This is a genomic window from Streptococcus oralis (assembly GCF_026782235.1).
Lineage (GTDB): Bacteria > Bacillota > Bacilli > Lactobacillales > Streptococcaceae > Streptococcus > Streptococcus oralis_CC.
Genome location: NZ_JAKUWE010000004.1, coordinates 76,559 through 95,950, shown reverse-complemented (window position 1 = coordinate 95,950; position 19,392 = coordinate 76,559). Strand labels below are relative to the sequence as shown.

Genomic DNA, 19,392 nt, shown 5'->3' with positions numbered 1-19,392 from the left:
TTTTTTTCTAGTTTGACAGTCTATTGAAATAAGATTATAATCAAGCTGTAGCAGTTTATTAGGAGGTTTGGATGCACTTTAGATTGGAAAATAAAGCGTCCCAGAAAGCGCAAAAAATAGGAAACTTGATTCGTGCTTATAATCGTTCTAAAAGAGAAGAGGCTGAAAGCGAGCCACTGAACCTTTATGTCGAAGACGAAAAGGGCAATCTCATGGCAGGCTTAGTAGCAGAGACTTTCGGAAATTGGTTGGAAATCGAGTATTTGTTTGTGAAAGAGGAATTACGGGGACAAGGAATCGGTTCGAAACTATTGGAGCAAGCTGAAAATGAAGCTAAGAATCGAAACTGTCAGTTTGCTTTCGTCAATACTTACCAGTTTCAAGCGCCAGATTTTTATAAAAGGCATGGCTACAAGGAAGTCTTTACCTTGCAAGACTATCCCTACACAGGGCAAAGATTTTATTACCAAAAGGATTTGTAAGCTGAATATGAAAGTATAAATCAAAGAGCAAATCTTCACATCACTATGGAGGTGGGTTAATGGATATCATACTGGATATGGGCAACGTCTTGTTAGAATGGAACAAGGATAAGATTTTGCAAGGTGTTTCGGATACGAAGGAAGGATATTTGGTTTTAGATAAGGCCATTTTTCAGTTGGGACTTTGGGAAAGATTAGATCTTGGAACCATGACGAGAGAAGAGTTGGTGCTTAAAGTTGTGTCAATGATTGGCAGGACCTATCAAAAGAAGGTCGAAGAAGTTATCTGGAATTGGCCTAGCTACATTGACATTTATAGGGAAGTCTTTCCTGTCTTATCAGAACTAAAGAAAAAGGGGCATCGCATCTTTGTCTTGTCCAATACCTCAAAGGTATTTTATGACTTGCTGGAAGAGCAACTATCTCCTTTAAAAGAACTTTTAGATGGCTTTGTCTTATCCTGTGATATAAAAGCTATAAAGCCTGATTTGGCAATATTTAAGGGGATTCTCGAAAAATATCAGCTAGATCCCGCAAATTGTGTCTTTCTAGACGATATTGAGGACAATACAATCGCAGCTGAGAAATTGGGCATCAAGGCCTATCAGGTCAAGAAAAGAAGTGATGTCGTTGATATTTTGAAATCCTATATTTAAACACAACACTCTCTATTTTTTGTGGTAGAGAGTTTTTTTGTTAATAAAATATTACAAAATGACATTTATATATTGCATTAAGTTAGATATATGGTATAATGTTTTTAAAAGAAGCGCAACTTTTTAAAAATGTGAAGGAGGACGCTAGTGGCTAAAAATTTAAAATTAAAATTAGCTCGGGTGGAGCTTGACTTAACACAAGGGGATTTGGCAGAGGCTGTAGGGGTTACGAGGCAGACTATAGGCTTGATTGAAGCTGGGAAATACAATCCGAGTCTCTCCCTCTGCCAGTCCATTTGCAGATGCTTAGGAAAAACATTAGATCAATTATTTTGGGAGGAAGAAGATGAAAAATAGATTTTTTTATTATCAATTATTAGACGAAAGAGAAGAACAACTGATTAACAAAGCTGGTGCAGAGTCTTTTTATATGTTTATCGGGCTCATTCTGCTAAGCTATCTGGTGGCAGTATTAGCACCTGCTCTTTTTAATCCTGATATTCTTCTGGTTACCCTTCTTTTAGGAATTTTCTTCTTTTTCAATCGTGCACGACAACTTGGAGTGACCTACTATAGTCGTTTTCATTTTACGATTGTAGGGTGTTTGCTGGTAACTCTCGCTATTACGACTCTCTTGATGTTACAGAATTATCAATTCAATATCGAAATTTATCAGCACAATCCTCTGAACGTTAAATACTTGTCTGCTTGGGTCATTACTTATCTGATTTACCTTCCTTGGGTTTTTATCGGCAATCTCGGCCTTAAAAGTTATGGCGAATGGGCTCAAAAAAAGTTTGAGCAAGATATGGATGAACTGGAGACTATGGAATAGCTTGTTAGCTTTTTATCAATCTCGGTAAAATGTGTTATAATAGTACTAATTTATCAGATGGTGTGAAAGTGGTAGAATACGTTCATACCCTTGTAAAGAAGGAAGAAGGAAAACAGATGTATTCAGATGATAGTTTGACATTGCACACGGACTTGTACCAGATTAACATGATGCAAGTTTACTTTGACCAAGGAATTCACAATAAAAAGGCGGTCTTTGAAGTTTATTTCCGCCAGCAACCTTTTCAGAATGGTTATGCAGTTTTCGCTGGATTGGAAAGAATTGTACATTATCTTAAAGATTTGCGCTTTTCAGATAGCGATATTGCCTACTTGGAGTCGCTTGGCTATCATGGGGCGTTCTTAGATTACCTCCGCAATTTCAAGTTGGAGTTGACAGTCCGTTCTGCTCAGGAAGGGGATTTGGTTTTTGCCAATGAACCGATTGTGCAGGTGGAAGGCCCTCTTGCCCAATGTCAATTGGTTGAAACGGCTCTCTTAAACATCGTTAACTTTCAAACCTTGATAGCGACAAAGGCAGCACGTATTCGTTCAGTCATTGAAGATGAGCCTTTGATGGAATTCGGAACACGTCGGGCACAAGAAATGGATGCGGCTATTTGGGGGACACGCGCAGCGGTGATTGGTGGTGCCAATGGAACCAGTAACGTGCGTGCGGGTAAACTCTTTGGTATTCCAGTATTGGGAACTCATGCCCATGCCTTGGTACAGGTTTATGGAAATGACTATGAAGCCTTCAAGGCTTATGCGGCGACCCATCGTGATTGTGTCTTTCTTGTGGATACCTATGACACCCTTCGCATCGGTGTGCCAGCTGCTATTCAGGTGGCGCGTGAGCTGGGTGACCAGATTAACTTTATGGGTGTGCGAATTGACTCTGGGGATATTGCCTACATTTCCAAGAAAGTTCGCCAACAGTTAGATGAGGCTGGATATCCAGATGCCAAAATTTACGCTTCCAATGACCTAGATGAAAATACTATCCTTAACCTCAAAATGCAACACGCTAAGATTGATGTCTGGGGTGTAGGAACCAAGCTGATTACAGCCTATGATCAGCCAGCTCTTGGGGCAGTTTATAAGATTGTAGCTATCGAAGATGAGAATGGTCAGATGCGCAATACCATCAAACTGTCTAATAATGCTGAAAAAGTGTCAACGCCAGGTAAGAAGCAGGTATGGCGCATTACTAGTCGTGAAAAAGGCAAGTCAGAAGGTGACTATATTACTTATGATGGTGTGGATGTGAGTGACATGACAGAAATCAAGATGTTCCATCCAACTTATACCTACATCAAAAAGACCGTTCGAAATTTTGATGCCGTTCCTCTCTTGGTGGATATTTTCAAAGCAGGAACATTAGTTTACAACCTGCCTAGTTTGACTGAGATTCAGTCCTATGCTCGCAAAGAATTTGACAAGCTATGGGATGAATACAAGCGCGTGCTCAATCCGCAGCACTATCCAGTAGACTTGGCGCGTGATATTTGGCAGGACAAAATGGACTTGATTGACAAGATGCGCAAAGAAGCCCTTGGTGAAGGAGAAGAAGAATGAGTTTGCAAGAGACCATTATCCAGCAACTAGGTGTCAAGCCAGTTATTGACGCCCAGGAAGAAATTCGTCGTTCGATTGATTTCTTAAAGAGATACTTGAAAAAACACCCTTTCCTTAAAACCTTTGTACTAGGAATTTCTGGGGGTCAGGACTCAACCTTAGCAGGGCGCTTAGCACAATTAGCTATGGAAGAAATGCGAGCAGAGACAGGAGATGACAGCTACCAATTTATCGCTGTCCGTCTGCCATACGGAGTGCAAGCTGATGAAGCAGATGCTCAAAAAGCCCTCGCTTTCATCCAGCCAGATGTCAGCTTGGTTGTGAATATCAAGGAATCAGCTGATGCCATGACAACTGCAGTTGAAGCGACAGGAAGTCCTGTTTCAGACTTTAACAAGGGCAATATTAAGGCTCGTAGTCGTATGATCGCTCAATATGCTCTTGCGGGTGCCCATAGAGGAGCGGTCATTGGAACAGACCACGCTGCGGAAAATATCACAGGTTTCTTTACTAAGTTTGGTGATGGTGGTGCAGACATTCTCCCTCTTTACCGCCTCAATAAACGTCAAGGAAAGCAACTCTTGAAGGAACTTGGTGCAGACCCAGCCCTTTATGAAAAAATTCCAACAGCAGATTTGGAAGAAGAAAAACCTGGACTTGCTGACGAAGTTGCACTTGGAGTCACTTACAATGAAATTGATGACTATCTAGAAGGCAAATCAATCAGTCCAGAAGCTCAAGCGACTATTGAAAACTGGTGGCACAAAGGCCAACACAAACGCCACCTACCAATCACAATTTTTGATGACTTTTGGGAGTAAAAAGGTCCGGGGGACCTTTTTAGCTTCTTGCCTTGAAACTCGAGAGCAAGAATAACCTCCAGTGGAGGTTTTTACCCTGAGCCTAGAAATAAGTAAGCGAAGAAGGTCCGGGGGACCTTTTTAGCCCGAGTCTAGAAACGGGAAAACGAGGAACCTCCAGTGGAGGTTTTTAGCCTCTCACCTTGAAATAAAAAAGTGAGAGTTAGTCCAGTGGACCTTTTTACCCTGAGCCTAGAAATGAGAAAGCGAGGAAGGTTCTGTTGAACCTTTTTAGCTTGAGCCTTAAGCTTAGAAGCGAGGTAACATTATGAAAGCAATCGGTACGCAAATATTACAGACAGAACGTTTGATCTTGAGAAGATTTGTGGAGAGTGATGCGGAAGCCATGTTTCAAAATTGGGCTTCATCTCCTGAGAATCTGACCTATGTCACTTGGGATCCCCATCCTGATGTCGAGGTTACTCGGAACTCGATTCGAAATTGGGTTGCCTCCTATGCTAATCCCAACTATTACAAATGGGCCATTTGTCTCAAAGAAAACCCTGAGCAAGTGATTGGAGATATCAGCATCGTTGAAATGGATGAGATTGACTCTAGCTGTGAAATTGGGTATGTTTTAGGAAAAGATTATTGGGGTCGTGGTATGATGACGGAAGCTTTGAAAGCTGTGTTAGACTTTTGTTTTACTCAAGCAGGCTTTCAAAAGGTCAGAGCTCGTTATGCCAGTCTTAACCCAGCTTCAGGCCGTGTGATGGAGAAGGCTGGAATGTCCTATCTAAAAACTATCGTCAATGGTGTGGAGAGAAAAGACTACGTTGCGGACCTTATTTATTACCAGATAAGTAGGGAAGACAGGTGATTTCTTTTCTGTTTCTATCAAAGTCAGACCTTGTCTGGCTTTTTTTTGTGCCAGATTTCTGAATAAACTGATTAAATTCCTATTTTTCCCTATCATTGTCCCTGTTTTTTCTGGAGTTTTGGGGATATAATAGACCTATCAAATCAAAGAATGGAGGAAGGCAATGGACAATGCAATCTTTTTTATCAGCGTTTTTCTTGCTGGAATTCTTTCCTTCTTTTCTCCTTGTATTTTACCCTTGTTGCCAGTCTATGCAGGGGTTTTACTTGATGACAAAGATGGTGTTCAGGCTAGCAGCGGAAAATTTTCAATCTCACTTGTTAGTTTATTGCGAACTATGGCCTTTATAGCGGGGATTTCCTTTGTTTTTATCTTACTGGGCTATGGAGCTGGTTTTTTAGGCAATTTGCTGTATGCTTCTTGGCTTCAGTATGTGACGGGTGCGATTATCATTCTCTTGGGCTTGCACCAGATGGAAGTCTTACATTTGCAGGGGCTTTACAAGGAAAGAAGGCTACAATTAAAGAAACAGGGTCAAAAGGGTAACGGCTATAGTCAAGCATTTTTACTGGGGTTAACCTTTAGTTTTGCTTGGACGCCGTGTGTAGGGCCAGTTCTGGGGTCTGTTTTGGCCTTAGCGGCTTCAGGTGGTTCAGGTGCTTGGCAGGGAGCTGGTCTCATGTTGGTTTACACGCTGGGTTTGGCGCTACCATTTTTAGTTCTAGCTCTCGCCTCCAGCTATGTTTTGAAACATTTCCGAAAACTGCATCCTTACCTCGGAATCCTCAAAAAAGTGGGTGGTTTCCTCATTATCGTGATGGGAATCTTGGTGCTTTTGGGAAATGCTTCCATTTTGACTACATTATTTGAATAGAGAGGAAGAAGAAATGAAAAAATGGCAAACATGTCTCCTTGGAGTAGGCTCAGTCTGTTGCTTGGCAGCCTGTTCGGCTAAAAACATGTCAGACGAATCAACTATGAAGGAGCAAACCAAAACAGAACAAGTCGGTGCGCAAACTGCGACTAAAGGTCAGGAAGTCGCTGATTTTGAACTGACAGGTGTAGATGGCAAGACCTATCGTTTGTCTGATTACAAGGGCAAGAAAGTTTATCTCAAATTCTGGGCTTCTTGGTGTTCCATCTGTCTAGCCAGCCTTCCAGATACGGATGAAATTGCTAAAGAAGCTGGTGATGACTATGTGGTCTTGACAGTGGTGTCTCCTGGACACAAGGGGGAGCAAGCGGAAGCGGACTTTAAGAACTGGTACAAGGGTTTAGATTATAAAAATTTTCCGGTTTTAATTGATCCGTCAGGTAAACTTTTGGAAAGTTATGGTGTTCGTTCTTACCCGACTCAAGCCTTTATAGACAAGGAAGGCAAGCTGGTCAAAACGCAACCAGGTTTTATGGATAAGGATATGATTTTAAAAGAATTGAAAGAAATGGGGTAGAGAAAGGCTATGAATGATAAAGTAAAACTTTTTGTCTTGGCAGGGGTCATTCTTCTAGTCCTAACCGGTTTCTATTTTCTATTAATGCGAAATGCGGGGCAGACAGATAGCTCGCAAATTGAGAAAGCATCAGTTAGCCAAGGAGGAAAAACAGTGAAAAAAACAGAAGTGAGCAAAGACGCAGACTTGCACGAAATTTATCTAGCTGGAGGTTGTTTCTGGGGAGTGGAGGAATACTTCTCACGCGTGCCTGGAGTGACAGATGCCGTTTCAGGCTATGCAAATGGTAGAGGGGAAACAACCAAGTACGAATTGATTAACCAAACAGGACATGCAGAGACTGTTCATGTTACCTATGATGCTAATCAAATTTCTCTCAAAGAAATCCTGCTTCATTACTTCCGCATCATTAATCCAACCAGCAAAAATAAACAGGGAAATGATGTGGGGACCCAGTACCGTACTGGTGTCTATTACACAGATGACAAGGATTTGGAAGTAATCAACCAAGTCTTTGATGAGGTAGCTAAGAAATACGACCAACCTCTGGCAGTTGAAAAGGAAAACTTGAAGAATTTTGTGGTGGCGGAGGATTATCACCAAGACTACCTCAAGAAAAATCCAAATGGCTACTGTCATATCAATGTCAATCAGGCGGCCTACCCTGTCATTGATGCCAGCAAATATCCTAAACCAAGTGATGAGGAATTGAAAAAGACCTTGTCACCTGAGGAGTATGCAGTTACCCAGAAAAATCAAACAGAACGAGCTTTTTCAAACCGCTACTGGGATAAATTTGAATCCGGTATCTATGTGGATGTCGCAACTGGTGAACCCCTCTTTTCATCAAAGGACAAGTTTGAGTCTGGTTGTGGCTGGCCTAGTTTCACCCAACCAATCAGCCCAGATGTTGCTACCTACAAGGAAGATAAGTCTTACAATATGACACGCATGGAAGTGCGGAGCCGAGTTGGAGATTCTCACCTTGGCCACGTCTTTACAGATGGGCCTCAGGACAAGGGTGGCTTACGCTACTGTATCAATAGCCTTTCTATCCGCTTTATTCCTAAAGACCAAATGTCAGAAAAAGGTTATGCCTATTTACTAGATTATGTCGATTAAGAAGTCTTTCCTAAGCAGTTAGAGGAGAATTTTGCTATACTGATACTAGTGAGTGGTAAAGGAGCAGAGCATGACCTACACAATCTTAATCGTAGAAGATGAGTATCTGGTAAGACAAGGATTGACCAAGCTGGTTAATGTAGCGGCCTACGATATGGAAATCATCGGTCAGGCTGAAAATGGAAGACAGGCTTGGGACTTGATTCAACAACAGGTGCCGGATATCATTTTAACCGATATCAATATGCCTCAGCTAAATGGCATCCAGTTGGCCAGGCTGGTCCGAGAAACCTATCCCCAGGTGCATCTGGTATTTTTGACGGGTTACGATGATTTTGATTATGCCTTGTCTGCTGTCAAACTCGGTGTAGATGATTACCTGCTCAAACCCTTTTCTCGTCAGGATATTGAGGAAATGTTGGGGAAAATCAAGCAAAAACTAGACAAGGAAGAAAAAGAAGAGCAGTTACAAGATTTATTAACCGATAAGTTTGAGGGAAATATTGCTCAGAAAATCCAGTCGCATCTAGCTGACAGTCAGTTTAGTTTGAAGTCTTTGGCCAGTGAATTGGGTTTTAGTCCGACTTATTTGAGCTCCTTGATTAAGAAAGAGTTGGGCCTACCTTTTCAGGATTACCTGGTGAGAGAACGTGTCAAACAAGCCAAGCTTTTGCTTCTGACTACAGATTTAAAGATTTACGAGATCGCCGAGAAGGTTGGTTTTGAAGATATGAACTATTTTACTCAACGTTTTAAACAGATTGCAGGTGTGACACCTCGTCAGTTTAAGAAAGGGGAAGGCCGATGAAGCGTTCTTCTCTCCTAGTCAGAATGGTTATTTCCATCTTCCTGGTCTTTCTCATTCTCCTAGCTCTGGTTGGGACTTTCTACTATCAATCTAGTTCATCAGCTATTGAGGCCACTATTGAGGGCAATAGTCAAACGACCATTAGCCAAACTAGCCACTTTATTCAGTCTTATATCAAAAAATTAGAAACCACCTCTACCAGTTTGACCCAGCAGAAGGATGTCTTAGCCTATGCTGCGAATCCTAACCAAGACCAAGTCAAGGGAATCCGAGATCTGTTTTTGACTATCTTAAAGGCAGACAAGGACCTGAAAACGGTGGTACTGGTCACCAAATCCGGTCAGGTCATTTCTACTGATGACAGTGTGCAGATGAAAACCTCCTCAGATATGATGGCTGAGGATTGGTACCAAAAGGCCATTCATCAAGGAGCTAAGCCAGTTTTAACCCCAGCTCGTAAATCAGATAGTCAGTGGGTTATTTCTGTCACTCAGGAACTTGTCGATACAAAGGGATCCAATCTTGGCGTACTTCGTTTGGATATTTCCTACGAAACTCTGGAAGCCTATCTCAACCAACTCCAGTTGGGCCAGCAGGGCTTTGCCTTTATCATCAATGAAAACCATGAATTTGTCTACCATCCTAAACGTACTGTCTATAGCTCAGCGAGTGAAATGGAGGCCATGAAACCCTACATCGAGACGGGGCAGGGCTATACGCTGGATCACCAATCCTACGTCAGTCAGGAACAGATTGCAGGGACTGATTGGACGGTGATAGGCGTGTCTTCGTTGGAGAAGTTAGACCAGGTTCGGAGTCAACTCATGTGGACCTTGCTTGGGGCCAGTGTCACATCTCTTCTTGCCTGTCTCTGCTTAGTGTGGTTCAGTCTCAAACGCTGGATTGCCCCTTTGAAGGATCTGAGAGAAACCATGCTGGAAATTGCTTCTGGTACACAAAATTTTCGTGCTAAGGAAGCTGGTGCCTATGAACTTAGAGAAGTGATTCGCCAGTTCAATGCCATGCTGGATCAGATTGATCAGCTGATGGCAGATGTGCGCAGGCAGGAAGAAGCGACCCGGCAGTATGAACTTCAAGCCTTGTCAAGCCAGATTAACCCCCATTTCCTCTACAATACTTTGGATACTATCATCTGGATGGCTGAATTTCAGGATAGTCAGCGAGTGGTTCAGGTGACCAAGTCTTTGGCAACCTATTTCCGCCTGGCGCTCAATCAGGGTAAGGATTTGATTTGCCTGTCTGATGAAATCAATCATGTTCGCCAGTATCTCTTTATCCAGAAACAACGCTATGGTGATAAGCTGGAGTATGAGATTGATGAAGATCCTGACTTTGGTAACCTAGTCTTGCCCAAGTTGGTGTTGCAACCTCTTGTAGAAAATGCTCTTTACCATGGCATTAAGGAGAAGGAAGGTCAGGGCCATATTAAAGTCTCTGTTCAGAAAAAGGATACAGGGCTTGTCATCCGCATTGAGGATGATGGTGTTGGTTTCCAAGCTGCTGGCGATAGTAGTCAAAGTCAGCTCAAACGTGGGGGAGTTGGTCTACAAAATGTCGACCAACGACTCAAACTTCATTTTGGAGACAATTACCAGATGAAGATCAATTCTGCACCCGAAAAAGGGACGGCGATTGAAATATACATCAATAAAATAGAAACAAGTTAGCTCCCAGTCTATTCTGGGAGTTTTGCTTTTAAAATTTCGATTGATTAGTTGGCCTTGATAAAATCAGTAAAAAAAGATATGATAGATAGTGACAAAAGAGGTATCAAGTATGAAGGAAAAAGACATTCAAAGAGCAACAAGCCAGATTGTAGAAGATGTAATAGAAAAGGCTAATTTGAAGCAAGGAGCTATCTTTGTTTTGGGCCTTTCTTCTAGTGAGGTGATAGGTGGTCAGATTGGCAAGGAATCCAGTCAAGAAATTGGGGAAATCATTGTGAAAACCATTCTAGATATCCTAGAGGGAAAAGGAATTCATCTAGCTGTTCAAGGTTGTGAACATGTCAATCGTGCCCTCGTTGTTGAACGTCAGGTGGCAGAGCAATTTGGTCTGGAAATCGTCAGTGTCCTTCCTACACTTCATGCAGGAGGTTCGGGTCAGTTGGCAGCCTTTAAGTTTATGCAGGATCCAGTTGAGGTTGAATTTATCAAAGCTCATGCTGGATTGGATATCGGAGATACTGCAATTGGCATGCATGTTAAGCATGTTCAGGTACCAATTCGCCCCGTACTGCGTGAAATTGGGCATGCCCATGTAACGGCTCTTGCAAGTCGTCCAAAACTCATTGGAGGTGCGCGTGCGCAGTATCCACAAGATTCTATCAGAAAGTCGTAAAATCATTCTGTAGTAAAAGAAAAACAATTCGGTTTTTAATTTCTGAAAAGCAAAAGACAGAGGAAACAACGGTATAGATACCATGACTTCCTCTGTTCTTTTTTGTTGAATTTTTGTGTAAAGTGCTCCAAATAAGATCAGTTTTTACAAGAAGAAGGGGTGCTATCTGATGGATAATTGCCAAAAGTAGAAAAAAGCAACTTAGAGAAGATTTTCCGTTATAGAAATCAGTAAACAAAGCTGGATTTAGCTGTTCTAGGTCGGCTTTTTTGTGCTATACTTAAGGTATGCATAGAAAAACAGTGATTGATTTTAGAGCTTTGGGGGAGAGATACACTTTTACCCAGCCTATAAAAGAGTTGAAAACGAGAGATTTGGCAGAAGTGATAGACTTGCTGGCACAAGTGGAAAGCTACCAAGAGCAAGGCTATTATGTGGTGGGCTACGTCAGTTACGAGGCCGCTCCTGCTTTTGAGGAAAAACTAGCAGTTCACAAGCTTCCTCTACTGGGCGAATATTTGCTTTACTTTACCGTTCATGATAGGGTGGAAACATCCCCTATTCCTCTGACTTATGAGGAAGTAGATCTGCCTTCAAAGTGGCAGGAAGTAACGTTTGCAGCAGACTATGAAAAAGCTATTTCCCAGATTCACCATCATTTGCGTCAGGGGGACACTTATCAGGTAAATTACACTGTCCAACTCAAGCAAGACTTGAGTGCCAATCCTTTTGCCATCTACAATCGCATGGTGGTAGAACAGGAGGCGGGCTACAATGCCTATGTTGAACATGATGAGATGGCAGTGATTTCCATGAGCCCAGAGCTCTTTTTTGAGCAAAATGACCGAGAATTAACGACTCGCCCAATGAAAGGAACAACCCAGCGTGGAGTGACTGACCAAGAAGATCTTGCCCAAGCTAGCTGGCTAGAACAGGATCCTAAAAATCGCTCTGAAAATATGATGATTGTAGACCTCTTGCGCAACGATATGAACCGTATTTCTGAGGTGGGGAGTGAGCACGTGGAGCGTCTTTGCCAAGCGGAACAGTATTCAACTGTTTGGCAGATGACTTCAACCATCAAGAGTCAGTTGCGACCGGATGTGGACCTAGTTGAAATCTTCCGTTCGCTCTTTCCATGTGGTTCCATAACGGGTGCACCCAAAATTGCGACCATGGAAATCATCAAGAACTTGGAGCCTCAACCGCGTGGAGTCTACTGCGGAACGATTGGTCTCTTACTTCCAAATGGGCGACGAATTTTCAATGTCGCCATTCGGACTATTCAACTGTACCAAGAAAAAGCCATCTATGGAGTTGGCGGAGGGATTACATGGGATAGTACTTGGGAATCTGAATACCGAGAGGTTCATCAAAAGGCGGCTGTACTCTATCGTAAACAAGCTCGTTTCCAATTGATTACAACTGGGAAAATCAGCCAAAAACAATTGCTGTTTGAAGATCAACATCTGGAAAGACTGACAAAGGCGAGTCGATATTTTGCCTATCCTTTTGATCCAGAAAACCTGAGACAAAAGATAGAGGAAGAGTGTCAAGCTTGTGATTCCCACCAAGACTACCGCTTGCGAATTAGTCTCAGCAAATCTGGAGAGATAGAACTCAGGCGTCAAGTATTAACACCCCTTAGTCCAGAGTTCTGTCAGGCTAAACTCTGTCTGCAAGAAGCAGATTTGAATCAAGTATTTACCTACTTTAAAACAACTCATAGACCACATTTAAGTCTAGGGGAACAGGAAATCATTTACCATAATGCAGCAGGAGAATTGCTTGAAACCTCTATTGGAAATCTGGTCTTAAAAATTAATGGTAAACTCTACACACCGCCTACCAGTCTAGGAATTTTGCCAGGGATTTACCGCCAGCATTTGCTAGGAAAAGGACAGGTAGAAGAGAAAATTCTGACTTTGGCAGACTTGAACCAAGCAGAAGCTGTCTATGGCTGTAATGCAGTCAGAGGCTTGTATGAGTTGTTATTGAAGGAGAAATAAATGAAATTGATATTTTTACATGGCTTAGGTCAGACGGCCACAAGCTGGAAGGAAGTTCAGGATCTACTTGCCAATCATCCTTCTGAGGCCCTTGAATTGTTTCCTACGGGGGTTGGGTCTTATAAGGAAGCCAAAAAACGGATAGCTAAATACCTATCAGAGGAGAAGAAACCTTTTGTTTTAATCGGTTTATCCCTCGGTGCTACTCTTGCACTAGAGCTTTCAAGTTACGATTTGCCAAATCTTCAAGGTTTGGTCTTGTCAGGCTGTCCAGTGAAACTAGCAGGTAATATCTTGTTTAAAATCCAGTTGATAATTTTTAAACTACTTCCAAAAAGTTTTTTTGAAAATCAGGGAGCAGACAAAGCGCTCATGGTTGGTGTTTCTGAGGAATTGAAAACACTTGATTTAACCCAAGTAGCACAGAATTGTTACTATCCAACCTTGCTAATTTGTGGTAGCCAAGACAAGCCTAATCTCAGTTCTATGAGAGGCCTTCATCAATTGATGTCAGATTCTAAGTTGCAGATTATTCCTGACGGTCCTCACACACTGAATACTGACAAACCGAAGGAGTTTGCAGAAAAGACTAGAAGTTTTCTTGAATTGCTGGAATAAGTCTGGTAAAATAAAAGCGAAAACGGTATCAAAAAAGGAGAGAATAATGAAAAAAAAGTTTTGCTAAAAGTGGCTTTTGTTGCCCTTCTAGTTTGGGGACTATTTACCGAACCAGTTACTGCAGAGGAAAATATTCATTTTTCTAGTTGTAGAGAAGCATGGGAAAATGGTTACTCTGATATTCATAGAGGAGAACCAGGTTACTCTTCTAAACTAGATCGTGATGGTGATGGAGTTGCCTGTGAACGCTCAAAAGCTCCTCGAGGTGTTTTTAAACCACGCCAGTCTAATCCACAGAATAGAGTTTCTTCTAGTGGATGGGTTAAGCAGGATGGATATTGGTATTATTTTGCTGAAAATGGGCATGCAGTTAGGAATGCTTGGCAAGGTAGCTATTACCTTAAGTCAGATGGCAAGATGGCAGCCAGCGAGTGGATTTATGATGCTAGCTATCAATCTTGGTACTATCTAAAATCCGACGGTTCTTATGCGAGAAATACTTGGCAGGGAAGCTACTACCTTAAATCAAATGGTAAGATGGCATCAAGTGAATGGGTTTATGATACCAGTTATCAAGCATGGTACTACTTGAAATCAGATGGTTCATACGCTCGTAATACTTGGCAAGGAAATTACTATTTGAAATCAGATGGTAAAATGGCAAAGAATGAGCGAGTTGATGGTGGTCGCTACTATGTGGATGCTTCTGGTTCGTGGAAACCATAAAGCAAACAAATTCTAGGGAAATAACGCAAACCTTTGCACAAAACAGACGATTTTGTTATACTATATCTGTAAGCATTTTCAATTAAAAAGGAGAAGACGATGAGTCAAAAGATTATTGGGATTGACCTTGGTGGTACATCTATCAAGTTTGCGATTTTAACTCAAGAGGGAGAAATCCAAGAAAAATGGTCTATCAAGACTAATATTTTGGATGAAGGAAGCCATATTGTAGATGATATGATTGAGTCTATTCAACATCGTTTGGACTTGCTTGGATTGTCAGCTACAGATTTCCGAGGTATTGGAATGGGATCACCTGGTGTGGTTGACCGTGAAAAAGGGACTGTTATCGGTGCCTACAACCTCAACTGGAAAACCCTTCAACCAATTAAAGAAAAGATTGAAAAAGCCTTGGGGATTCCATTCTTCATTGATAATGATGCCAACGTAGCTGCTCTTGGTGAGCGCTGGATGGGGGCTGGTGAAAACCAACCAGACGTTGTCTTTATGACACTTGGTACAGGTGTTGGTGGCGGTATCGTGGCAGAAGGCAAATTGCTCCACGGTGTTGCTGGTGCAGCAGGAGAGCTTGGCCACATCACTGTTGACTTTGACCAACCAATCGCATGTACCTGTGGTAAAAAAGGCTGTCTTGAGACAGTTGCTTCTGCAACAGGGATTGTCAACTTGACTCGTCGATATGCAGATGAATACGAAGGCGATGCGGCCTTGAAACGCTTGATCGACGACGGTGAAGAAGTAACAGCCAAAACTGTCTTTGACCTTGCAAAAGAAGGGGACGATCTTGCTTTGATCGTTTACCGTAACTTCTCACGTTACTTGGGAATCGCTTGTGCTAACATCGGTTCAATCCTCAACCCATCAACAATCGTTATCGGTGGTGGGGTGTCAGCAGCGGGAGAATTCCTTCTTCAAGGCGTTCAAAAGGTTTATGACGAAAACACCTTCCCACAAGTACGCACATCCACTAAATTGGCTCTTGCAACTCTAGGAAATGACGCTGGAGTTATCGGAGCAGCATCACTTGTATTGCAATAAGATCATAAAGGGAGAAAAACACTACTTTAAAGCCAGTGATTTTCCTCCTTTCTTTTTTTATGCTATACTAGTTAGGACAATAAATGAGGTGAGAGTAAATGACAAAAGCAGATACGATTTTTAAAGAGAATATTGAACGAATCCTCAAAGATGGTGTCTTTTCTGAACAAGCACGTCCTAAGTACAAGGACGGGACCATTGCCAATTCCAAGTACATAACGGGTGCCTTTGCCGAGTATGATTTATCTAAGGGGGAATTTCCCATCACAACCTTGCGTCCCATTGCAATCAAATCAGCTATCAAGGAAGTACTTTGGATCTACCAGGATCAGTCGAATAGCCTAGAAGTGCTGAATAACAAGTACAATGTTCACTACTGGAATGACTGGGAAGTGGGAGATACGGGAACCATTGGTGAACGCTACGGTGCGGTCGTTAAGAAACACGATATCATTAATAAGATTCTCAAGCAGTTGGAAGCCAATCCCTGGAACCGTCGCAATATCATCTCACTCTGGGATTACCAAGCATTTGAGGAGACAGACGGCCTCCTTCCATGCGCCTTTCAGACCATGTTTGATGTCCGTCGCGTTGATGGGGAAATCTATCTAGATGCGACCTTGACTCAGCGTTCTAATGATATGTTGGTGGCCCACCACATTAACGCGATGCAGTACGTAGCTTTGCAGATGATGATTGCCAAGCATTTCGGCTGGAAGGTTGGGAAGTTCTTCTACTTTATCAACAACCTTCATATCTATGATAATCAGTTTGAACAAGCAGAGGAATTGCTCCGTCGTGAGCCGTCAGACTGCCAACCACGCTTGGTTTTAAATGTTCCTGATGGGACTAATTTCTTTGATATCAAAGCGGAAGACTTTGAGTTGGTCGACTACGATCCAGTTAAGCCGCAGCTGAAGTTTGATTTGGCTATTTAAAAAATAAAAAGAAGTTGAGAAATCTCAACTTCTTTTGTGCATTAATGTGATACGCGACGGCGAGCTGCTTTTTTGCGGTTTTCTTCGATGAAAGCTGCTTTTTGCTCTTCTGGCTCAATCACTTTCTTTTTAATTGCGTACACCGCACCTGCAACGGCAGCGACAGTTCCTGCGACACCTGTTACAAGACCTTTAGCGAATCCTTTAGCCATGAGTCTTCCTCCTTTATCTTCCCGAACAGCCAGGCTCCTCAAGAGGTAGCATTTTTCTGACTGACCTTTTTGTGATATAATAATAGTAACGAAAAAATGGAAATTTTTCAAGGAAAAAAGATGAAAACAAAAATAATTGTGATTGTTGGACCGACTGCTGTTGGGAAGACAGCCCTTGCTATTGAAGTGGCCAAGCGCTTTGGTGGAGAGGTGGTCAGTGGTGACAGTCAGCAAGTATACAGAGGGTTGGATATTGGGACGGCCAAGGCTAGCCCAGAGGAGCAAGCTGCTGTTCCTCATCATTTGATTGATGTCAGAGAGGTGACCGAGTCTTACTCGGCTTTTGATTTTGTTTCAGAAGCTAAGAAAGCTATTGAGGATATTCAAAACCGTGGCAAGCTAGCGATTATTGCTGGTGGAACCGGGCTTTATGTCCAGAGCTTGCTGGAAGGCTACCATCTAGGTGGAGGGACACCTCATGAGGAGATATTAGCCTATCGAGCTAGTTTAGAGCCTTATTCAGATGAGGAATTAGCTCATCTTGTGGAGCAAGCAGGTCTTGAAATTCCCCAGTTTAACCGTCGTCGTGCTATGCGTGCCTTAGAAATCGCCCATTTTAATCAGGATTTGGAAAATCAAGAGACTTTGTATGAACCTCTGATTATCTGCTTAGATGATGAGCGTAGTCAGCTTTATGAACGTATCAACCACCGAGTGGATCTGATGTTTGAGGCTGGGCTTTTGGATGAGACCAAGTGGCTTTTTGACCATTACCCTGATGCGCAGGCTGCTAAAGGAATTGGCTACAAGGAACTATTTCCATATTTCCGTGGGGAGCAGACTTTAGAGGAAGCTAGCGAGAGTCTCAAGCGGGCGACGCGTCGTTTTGCCAAGCGTCAGCTGACCTGGTTCCGTAATCGCATGCAGGTCACCTTTTATCAGATAGGAGAGCCTGGCGTGCAGGACCGCATTTTAAGCCAGATAGAGGAGTTTTTAAATGATTGAAACGGAGAAAAAAGAGGAGCAAGTCCTGCTCATAGGTGTGGAATTGCAGGACATGGACAATTTTGACCTCTCCATGGAAGAGTTGGCCAGTCTGGCTAAGACAGCTGGGGCAGTCGTAGTCGATAGCTACAGACAAAAACGGGAAAAGTATGACTCCAAGACCTTCGTCGGATCTGGTAAGTTGGAAGAAATCGCTCAAATGGTAGATGCAGAAGAAATTACCACTGTCATTGTCAATAACCGTCTGACACCACGGCAAAATGTCAATCTAGAGGAAGTTCTGGGTGTTAAAGCTATTGACCGTATGCAGTTGATTCTGGATATCTTTGCTATGCGGGCTCGAAGCCATGAAGGAAAACTTCAAGTGCATTTGGCCCAGCTTAAGTACCTCTTACCTCGCTTGGTTGGTCAGGGAATTATGCTCAGCCGTCAGGCAGGGGGAATTGGTTCCCGTGGTCCAGGTGAGAGTCAGTTGGAACTGAACCGACGTAGTGTTCGCAATCAAATCACAGATATTGAGCGTCAGCTTAAGGTAGTTGAGAAGAATCGAGCGACAGTCAGAGAAAAACGCTTGGAGTCAAGTACCTTTAAAATTGGTTTGATTGGTTATACCAATGCTGGGAAGTCAACCATCATGAACACCTTGACCAGTAAGACCCAGTATGAAGCGGACGAACTCTTTGCGACTCTGGACGCGACGACAAAGAGTATCCATCTGGGAGGTAATCTCCAAGTGACTTTAACTGATACGGTTGGCTTTATCCAAGATTTGCCGACTGAATTGGTGTCCAGTTTCAAGTCGACTTTGGAAGAAAGCAAGCATGTTGACCTTCTAGTTCATGTCATCGATGCCAGCAATCCTTATCACGAGGAACATGAAAAAACAGTCCTGTCCATCATGAAAGACTTGGACATGGAGGATATTCCCCGCCTGACCCTTTACAATAAAGCGGATTTGGTGGAGGATTTCACGCCTACCCAAACACCGTATGCCCTCATTTCTGCCAAGTCCGAGGATAGTCGTGAGAATTTGCAAGCATTATTGCTAGATAAGATTAAGGAAATTTTTGAAGCCTTTACTCTGCGCGTGCCTTTTTCGAAATCCTACAAGATTCATGATTTGGAAAGTGTAGCGATTCTGGAAGAGCGCGACTATCAAGATGACGGTGAAGTCATTACAGGCTACATTTCTGAGAAAAATAAATGGAGGTTAGAGGAATTTTATGACTGATATTAAAACTTTGGCTCTAAAGTATGGAGGCTATACAAGTCTGGATAAGATCTATCTGGATCAGCTTCTAGCTGGCAAAGCAGAGCAGGAGCAGTTAGCTCTCATCACACCTCCTCCGAGTGTAGTCAATGCCTACTTTGCTGAACTCTACCAGAAAAAGAGTCCTGAAGCTGCGACGGATTATTTTTCAGAACTCAGTCAGGAACTGAACCTCTACAATGCTGAGCCAAGTTTCACCTTTGAAAATAAGCCTTTTATTCGTCTTAATTTATCTGGCAAATCTTTTGGATTTTGCTATGAGAGTGATGGTCTGGGGCGAATCTTCTCTGAAAATGAAGAGGTAATCTCGGATGACTTGCTTTTTGAGATTGCGCAAATTTTCCCCCATCAGCTCGTCTTTGAGGAGTCTGGAAAGATTTACTTGAAGTCTGTCGGGGACGAGGAAGTTGTTAGCGTAAAAAGTCTCACAGCTTTGACTGATTTGGAAAGTTTAGCAGATGGTCGCAAGCGTCTCAAAGGCTACAGCCAAGAGGATTTGCTGCAAGAAGCTAGAGCTTTTTCTGGCAAGCATTATTTCCGATCGGAAAACCGCACAGCCATGTTATATATTGATTAATTAGAA

General features: G+C 42.6%; 22 protein-coding genes. 21 read left to right on the top strand and 1 reads right to left on the bottom strand.

The genetic code is table 11. From position 1 onward, the window contains the following. The first annotated feature begins 71 nt into the window (after nucleotides 1-71). The 18 genes from MK396_RS06760 (at nucleotide 72) to MK396_RS06675 (ending at nucleotide 16,322) form a co-directional block, all read left to right on the top strand. A complete protein-coding gene (locus MK396_RS06760) occupies nucleotides 72-482 on the top strand; it encodes a GNAT family N-acetyltransferase (RefSeq protein ID WP_268724092.1) in 411 nt (136 codons plus the stop codon). 59 nt (nucleotides 483-541) lie between these two features. Then, nucleotides 542-1,138: an HAD family hydrolase gene (locus MK396_RS06755; protein ID WP_084868737.1), complete on the top strand. Its 597-nt coding sequence runs from the start codon at nucleotides 542-544 to the stop codon at nucleotides 1,136-1,138. A gap of 147 nt (nucleotides 1,139-1,285) precedes the next feature. Beyond that, nucleotides 1,286-1,495, top strand: coding sequence for a helix-turn-helix transcriptional regulator (locus MK396_RS06750; protein WP_001107495.1), 210 nt, complete (start codon nucleotides 1,286-1,288; stop codon nucleotides 1,493-1,495). Continuing rightward, on the top strand, nucleotides 1,485-1,973 hold the full coding sequence (locus MK396_RS06745; RefSeq protein WP_084868736.1) for a DUF6773 family protein: 489 nt from the start codon (nucleotides 1,485-1,487) through the stop codon (nucleotides 1,971-1,973). The genes MK396_RS06750 and MK396_RS06745 overlap by 11 nt, the downstream gene beginning before the upstream one ends. Nucleotides 1,974-2,089: 116 nt before the next feature. After that, nucleotides 2,090-3,550, top strand: a complete 1,461-nt coding sequence (locus MK396_RS06740; RefSeq protein WP_268724091.1) for a nicotinate phosphoribosyltransferase — start codon at nucleotides 2,090-2,092, stop codon at nucleotides 3,548-3,550. Further along, the gene (nadE, locus tag MK396_RS06735; RefSeq protein ID WP_268724090.1) at nucleotides 3,547-4,371 is read left to right on the top strand and encodes an ammonia-dependent NAD(+) synthetase; all 825 of its coding nucleotides are present in this window, start codon (nucleotides 3,547-3,549) and stop codon (nucleotides 4,369-4,371) included. The genes MK396_RS06740 and nadE overlap by 4 nt, the downstream gene beginning before the upstream one ends. Nucleotides 4,372-4,678: 307 nt before the next feature. Continuing rightward, nucleotides 4,679-5,230 carry a GNAT family N-acetyltransferase gene (locus MK396_RS06730; protein ID WP_268724089.1) on the top strand — a complete coding sequence of 184 codons (552 nt, stop codon included), beginning with the start codon at nucleotides 4,679-4,681 and terminating at the stop codon, nucleotides 5,228-5,230. Between the two features lie 163 nt (nucleotides 5,231-5,393). Further along, nucleotides 5,394-6,104: a thiol-disulfide oxidoreductase-associated membrane protein CcdA2 gene (ccdA2, locus tag MK396_RS06725; RefSeq protein WP_268724088.1), complete on the top strand. Its 711-nt coding sequence runs from the start codon at nucleotides 5,394-5,396 to the stop codon at nucleotides 6,102-6,104. Between the two features lie 13 nt (nucleotides 6,105-6,117). Beyond that, the gene (locus tag MK396_RS06720) at nucleotides 6,118-6,681 is read left to right on the top strand and encodes a redoxin family protein (protein ID WP_268724087.1); all 564 of its coding nucleotides are present in this window, start codon (nucleotides 6,118-6,120) and stop codon (nucleotides 6,679-6,681) included. 9 nt (nucleotides 6,682-6,690) lie between these two features. Continuing rightward, on the top strand, nucleotides 6,691-7,803 hold the full coding sequence (gene msrB, locus MK396_RS06715) for a peptide-methionine (R)-S-oxide reductase MsrB (RefSeq protein WP_268724086.1): 1,113 nt from the start codon (nucleotides 6,691-6,693) through the stop codon (nucleotides 7,801-7,803). A 70-nt stretch (nucleotides 7,804-7,873) separates the two neighbouring features. Beyond that, entirely contained in the window at nucleotides 7,874-8,611 is a 738-nt protein-coding gene (locus MK396_RS06710; protein ID WP_206283909.1) for a response regulator transcription factor, read from the top strand. Then, complete coding sequence (locus tag MK396_RS06705; protein ID WP_268724085.1) at nucleotides 8,608-10,299, top strand: cache domain-containing sensor histidine kinase; 1,692 nt, start codon at nucleotides 8,608-8,610, stop codon at nucleotides 10,297-10,299. The genes MK396_RS06710 and MK396_RS06705 overlap by 4 nt, the downstream gene beginning before the upstream one ends. 109 nt (nucleotides 10,300-10,408) lie before the next feature. Next, nucleotides 10,409-10,972 (top strand): TIGR01440 family protein, encoded by a 564-nt coding sequence (locus tag MK396_RS06700; RefSeq protein ID WP_268724084.1) that lies wholly within the window; start codon nucleotides 10,409-10,411, stop codon nucleotides 10,970-10,972. Between the two features lie 287 nt (nucleotides 10,973-11,259). Further along, nucleotides 11,260-12,981 (top strand): aminodeoxychorismate synthase component I, encoded by a 1,722-nt coding sequence (pabB, locus tag MK396_RS06695; protein WP_268724083.1) that lies wholly within the window; start codon nucleotides 11,260-11,262, stop codon nucleotides 12,979-12,981. Beyond that, the gene (locus MK396_RS06690) at nucleotides 12,982-13,599 is read left to right on the top strand and encodes an alpha/beta fold hydrolase (RefSeq protein ID WP_268724082.1); all 618 of its coding nucleotides are present in this window, start codon (nucleotides 12,982-12,984) and stop codon (nucleotides 13,597-13,599) included. A 60-nt stretch (nucleotides 13,600-13,659) separates the two neighbouring features. Further along, nucleotides 13,660-14,325, top strand: a complete 666-nt coding sequence (locus tag MK396_RS06685; protein ID WP_268724081.1) for an excalibur calcium-binding domain-containing protein — start codon at nucleotides 13,660-13,662, stop codon at nucleotides 14,323-14,325. 99 nt (nucleotides 14,326-14,424) lie between these two features. After that, nucleotides 14,425-15,384 (top strand): ROK family glucokinase, encoded by a 960-nt coding sequence (locus tag MK396_RS06680; protein WP_000078551.1) that lies wholly within the window; start codon nucleotides 14,425-14,427, stop codon nucleotides 15,382-15,384. A 98-nt stretch (nucleotides 15,385-15,482) separates the two neighbouring features. Further along, nucleotides 15,483-16,322, top strand: a complete 840-nt coding sequence (locus tag MK396_RS06675; RefSeq protein ID WP_213988089.1) for a thymidylate synthase — start codon at nucleotides 15,483-15,485, stop codon at nucleotides 16,320-16,322. Between the two features lie 41 nt (nucleotides 16,323-16,363). Here MK396_RS06675 and MK396_RS06670 read toward each other — a convergent pair whose 3' ends face one another. Then, a complete protein-coding gene (locus tag MK396_RS06670; RefSeq protein ID WP_001051782.1) occupies nucleotides 16,364-16,534 on the bottom strand; it encodes a DUF3042 family protein in 171 nt (56 codons plus the stop codon). 120 nt (nucleotides 16,535-16,654) lie between these two features. Between MK396_RS06670 and miaA the strand changes: the two genes are divergently transcribed. Genes miaA through MK396_RS06655 form a run of 3 tightly spaced genes read left to right on the top strand, consistent with a single transcriptional unit; the run spans nucleotide 16,655 to nucleotide 19,386 of the window. Continuing rightward, nucleotides 16,655-17,539: a tRNA (adenosine(37)-N6)-dimethylallyltransferase MiaA gene (gene miaA / locus MK396_RS06665; RefSeq protein ID WP_213988088.1), complete on the top strand. Its 885-nt coding sequence runs from the start codon at nucleotides 16,655-16,657 to the stop codon at nucleotides 17,537-17,539. Beyond that, the gene (hflX, locus tag MK396_RS06660; protein WP_268724080.1) at nucleotides 17,532-18,770 is read left to right on the top strand and encodes a GTPase HflX; all 1,239 of its coding nucleotides are present in this window, start codon (nucleotides 17,532-17,534) and stop codon (nucleotides 18,768-18,770) included. The genes miaA and hflX overlap by 8 nt, the downstream gene beginning before the upstream one ends. Beyond that, nucleotides 18,763-19,386: a cystathionine beta-lyase gene (locus MK396_RS06655; protein WP_213988086.1), complete on the top strand. Its 624-nt coding sequence runs from the start codon at nucleotides 18,763-18,765 to the stop codon at nucleotides 19,384-19,386. The genes hflX and MK396_RS06655 overlap by 8 nt, the downstream gene beginning before the upstream one ends. The last annotated feature ends 6 nt before the right edge of the window (nucleotides 19,387-19,392 follow it).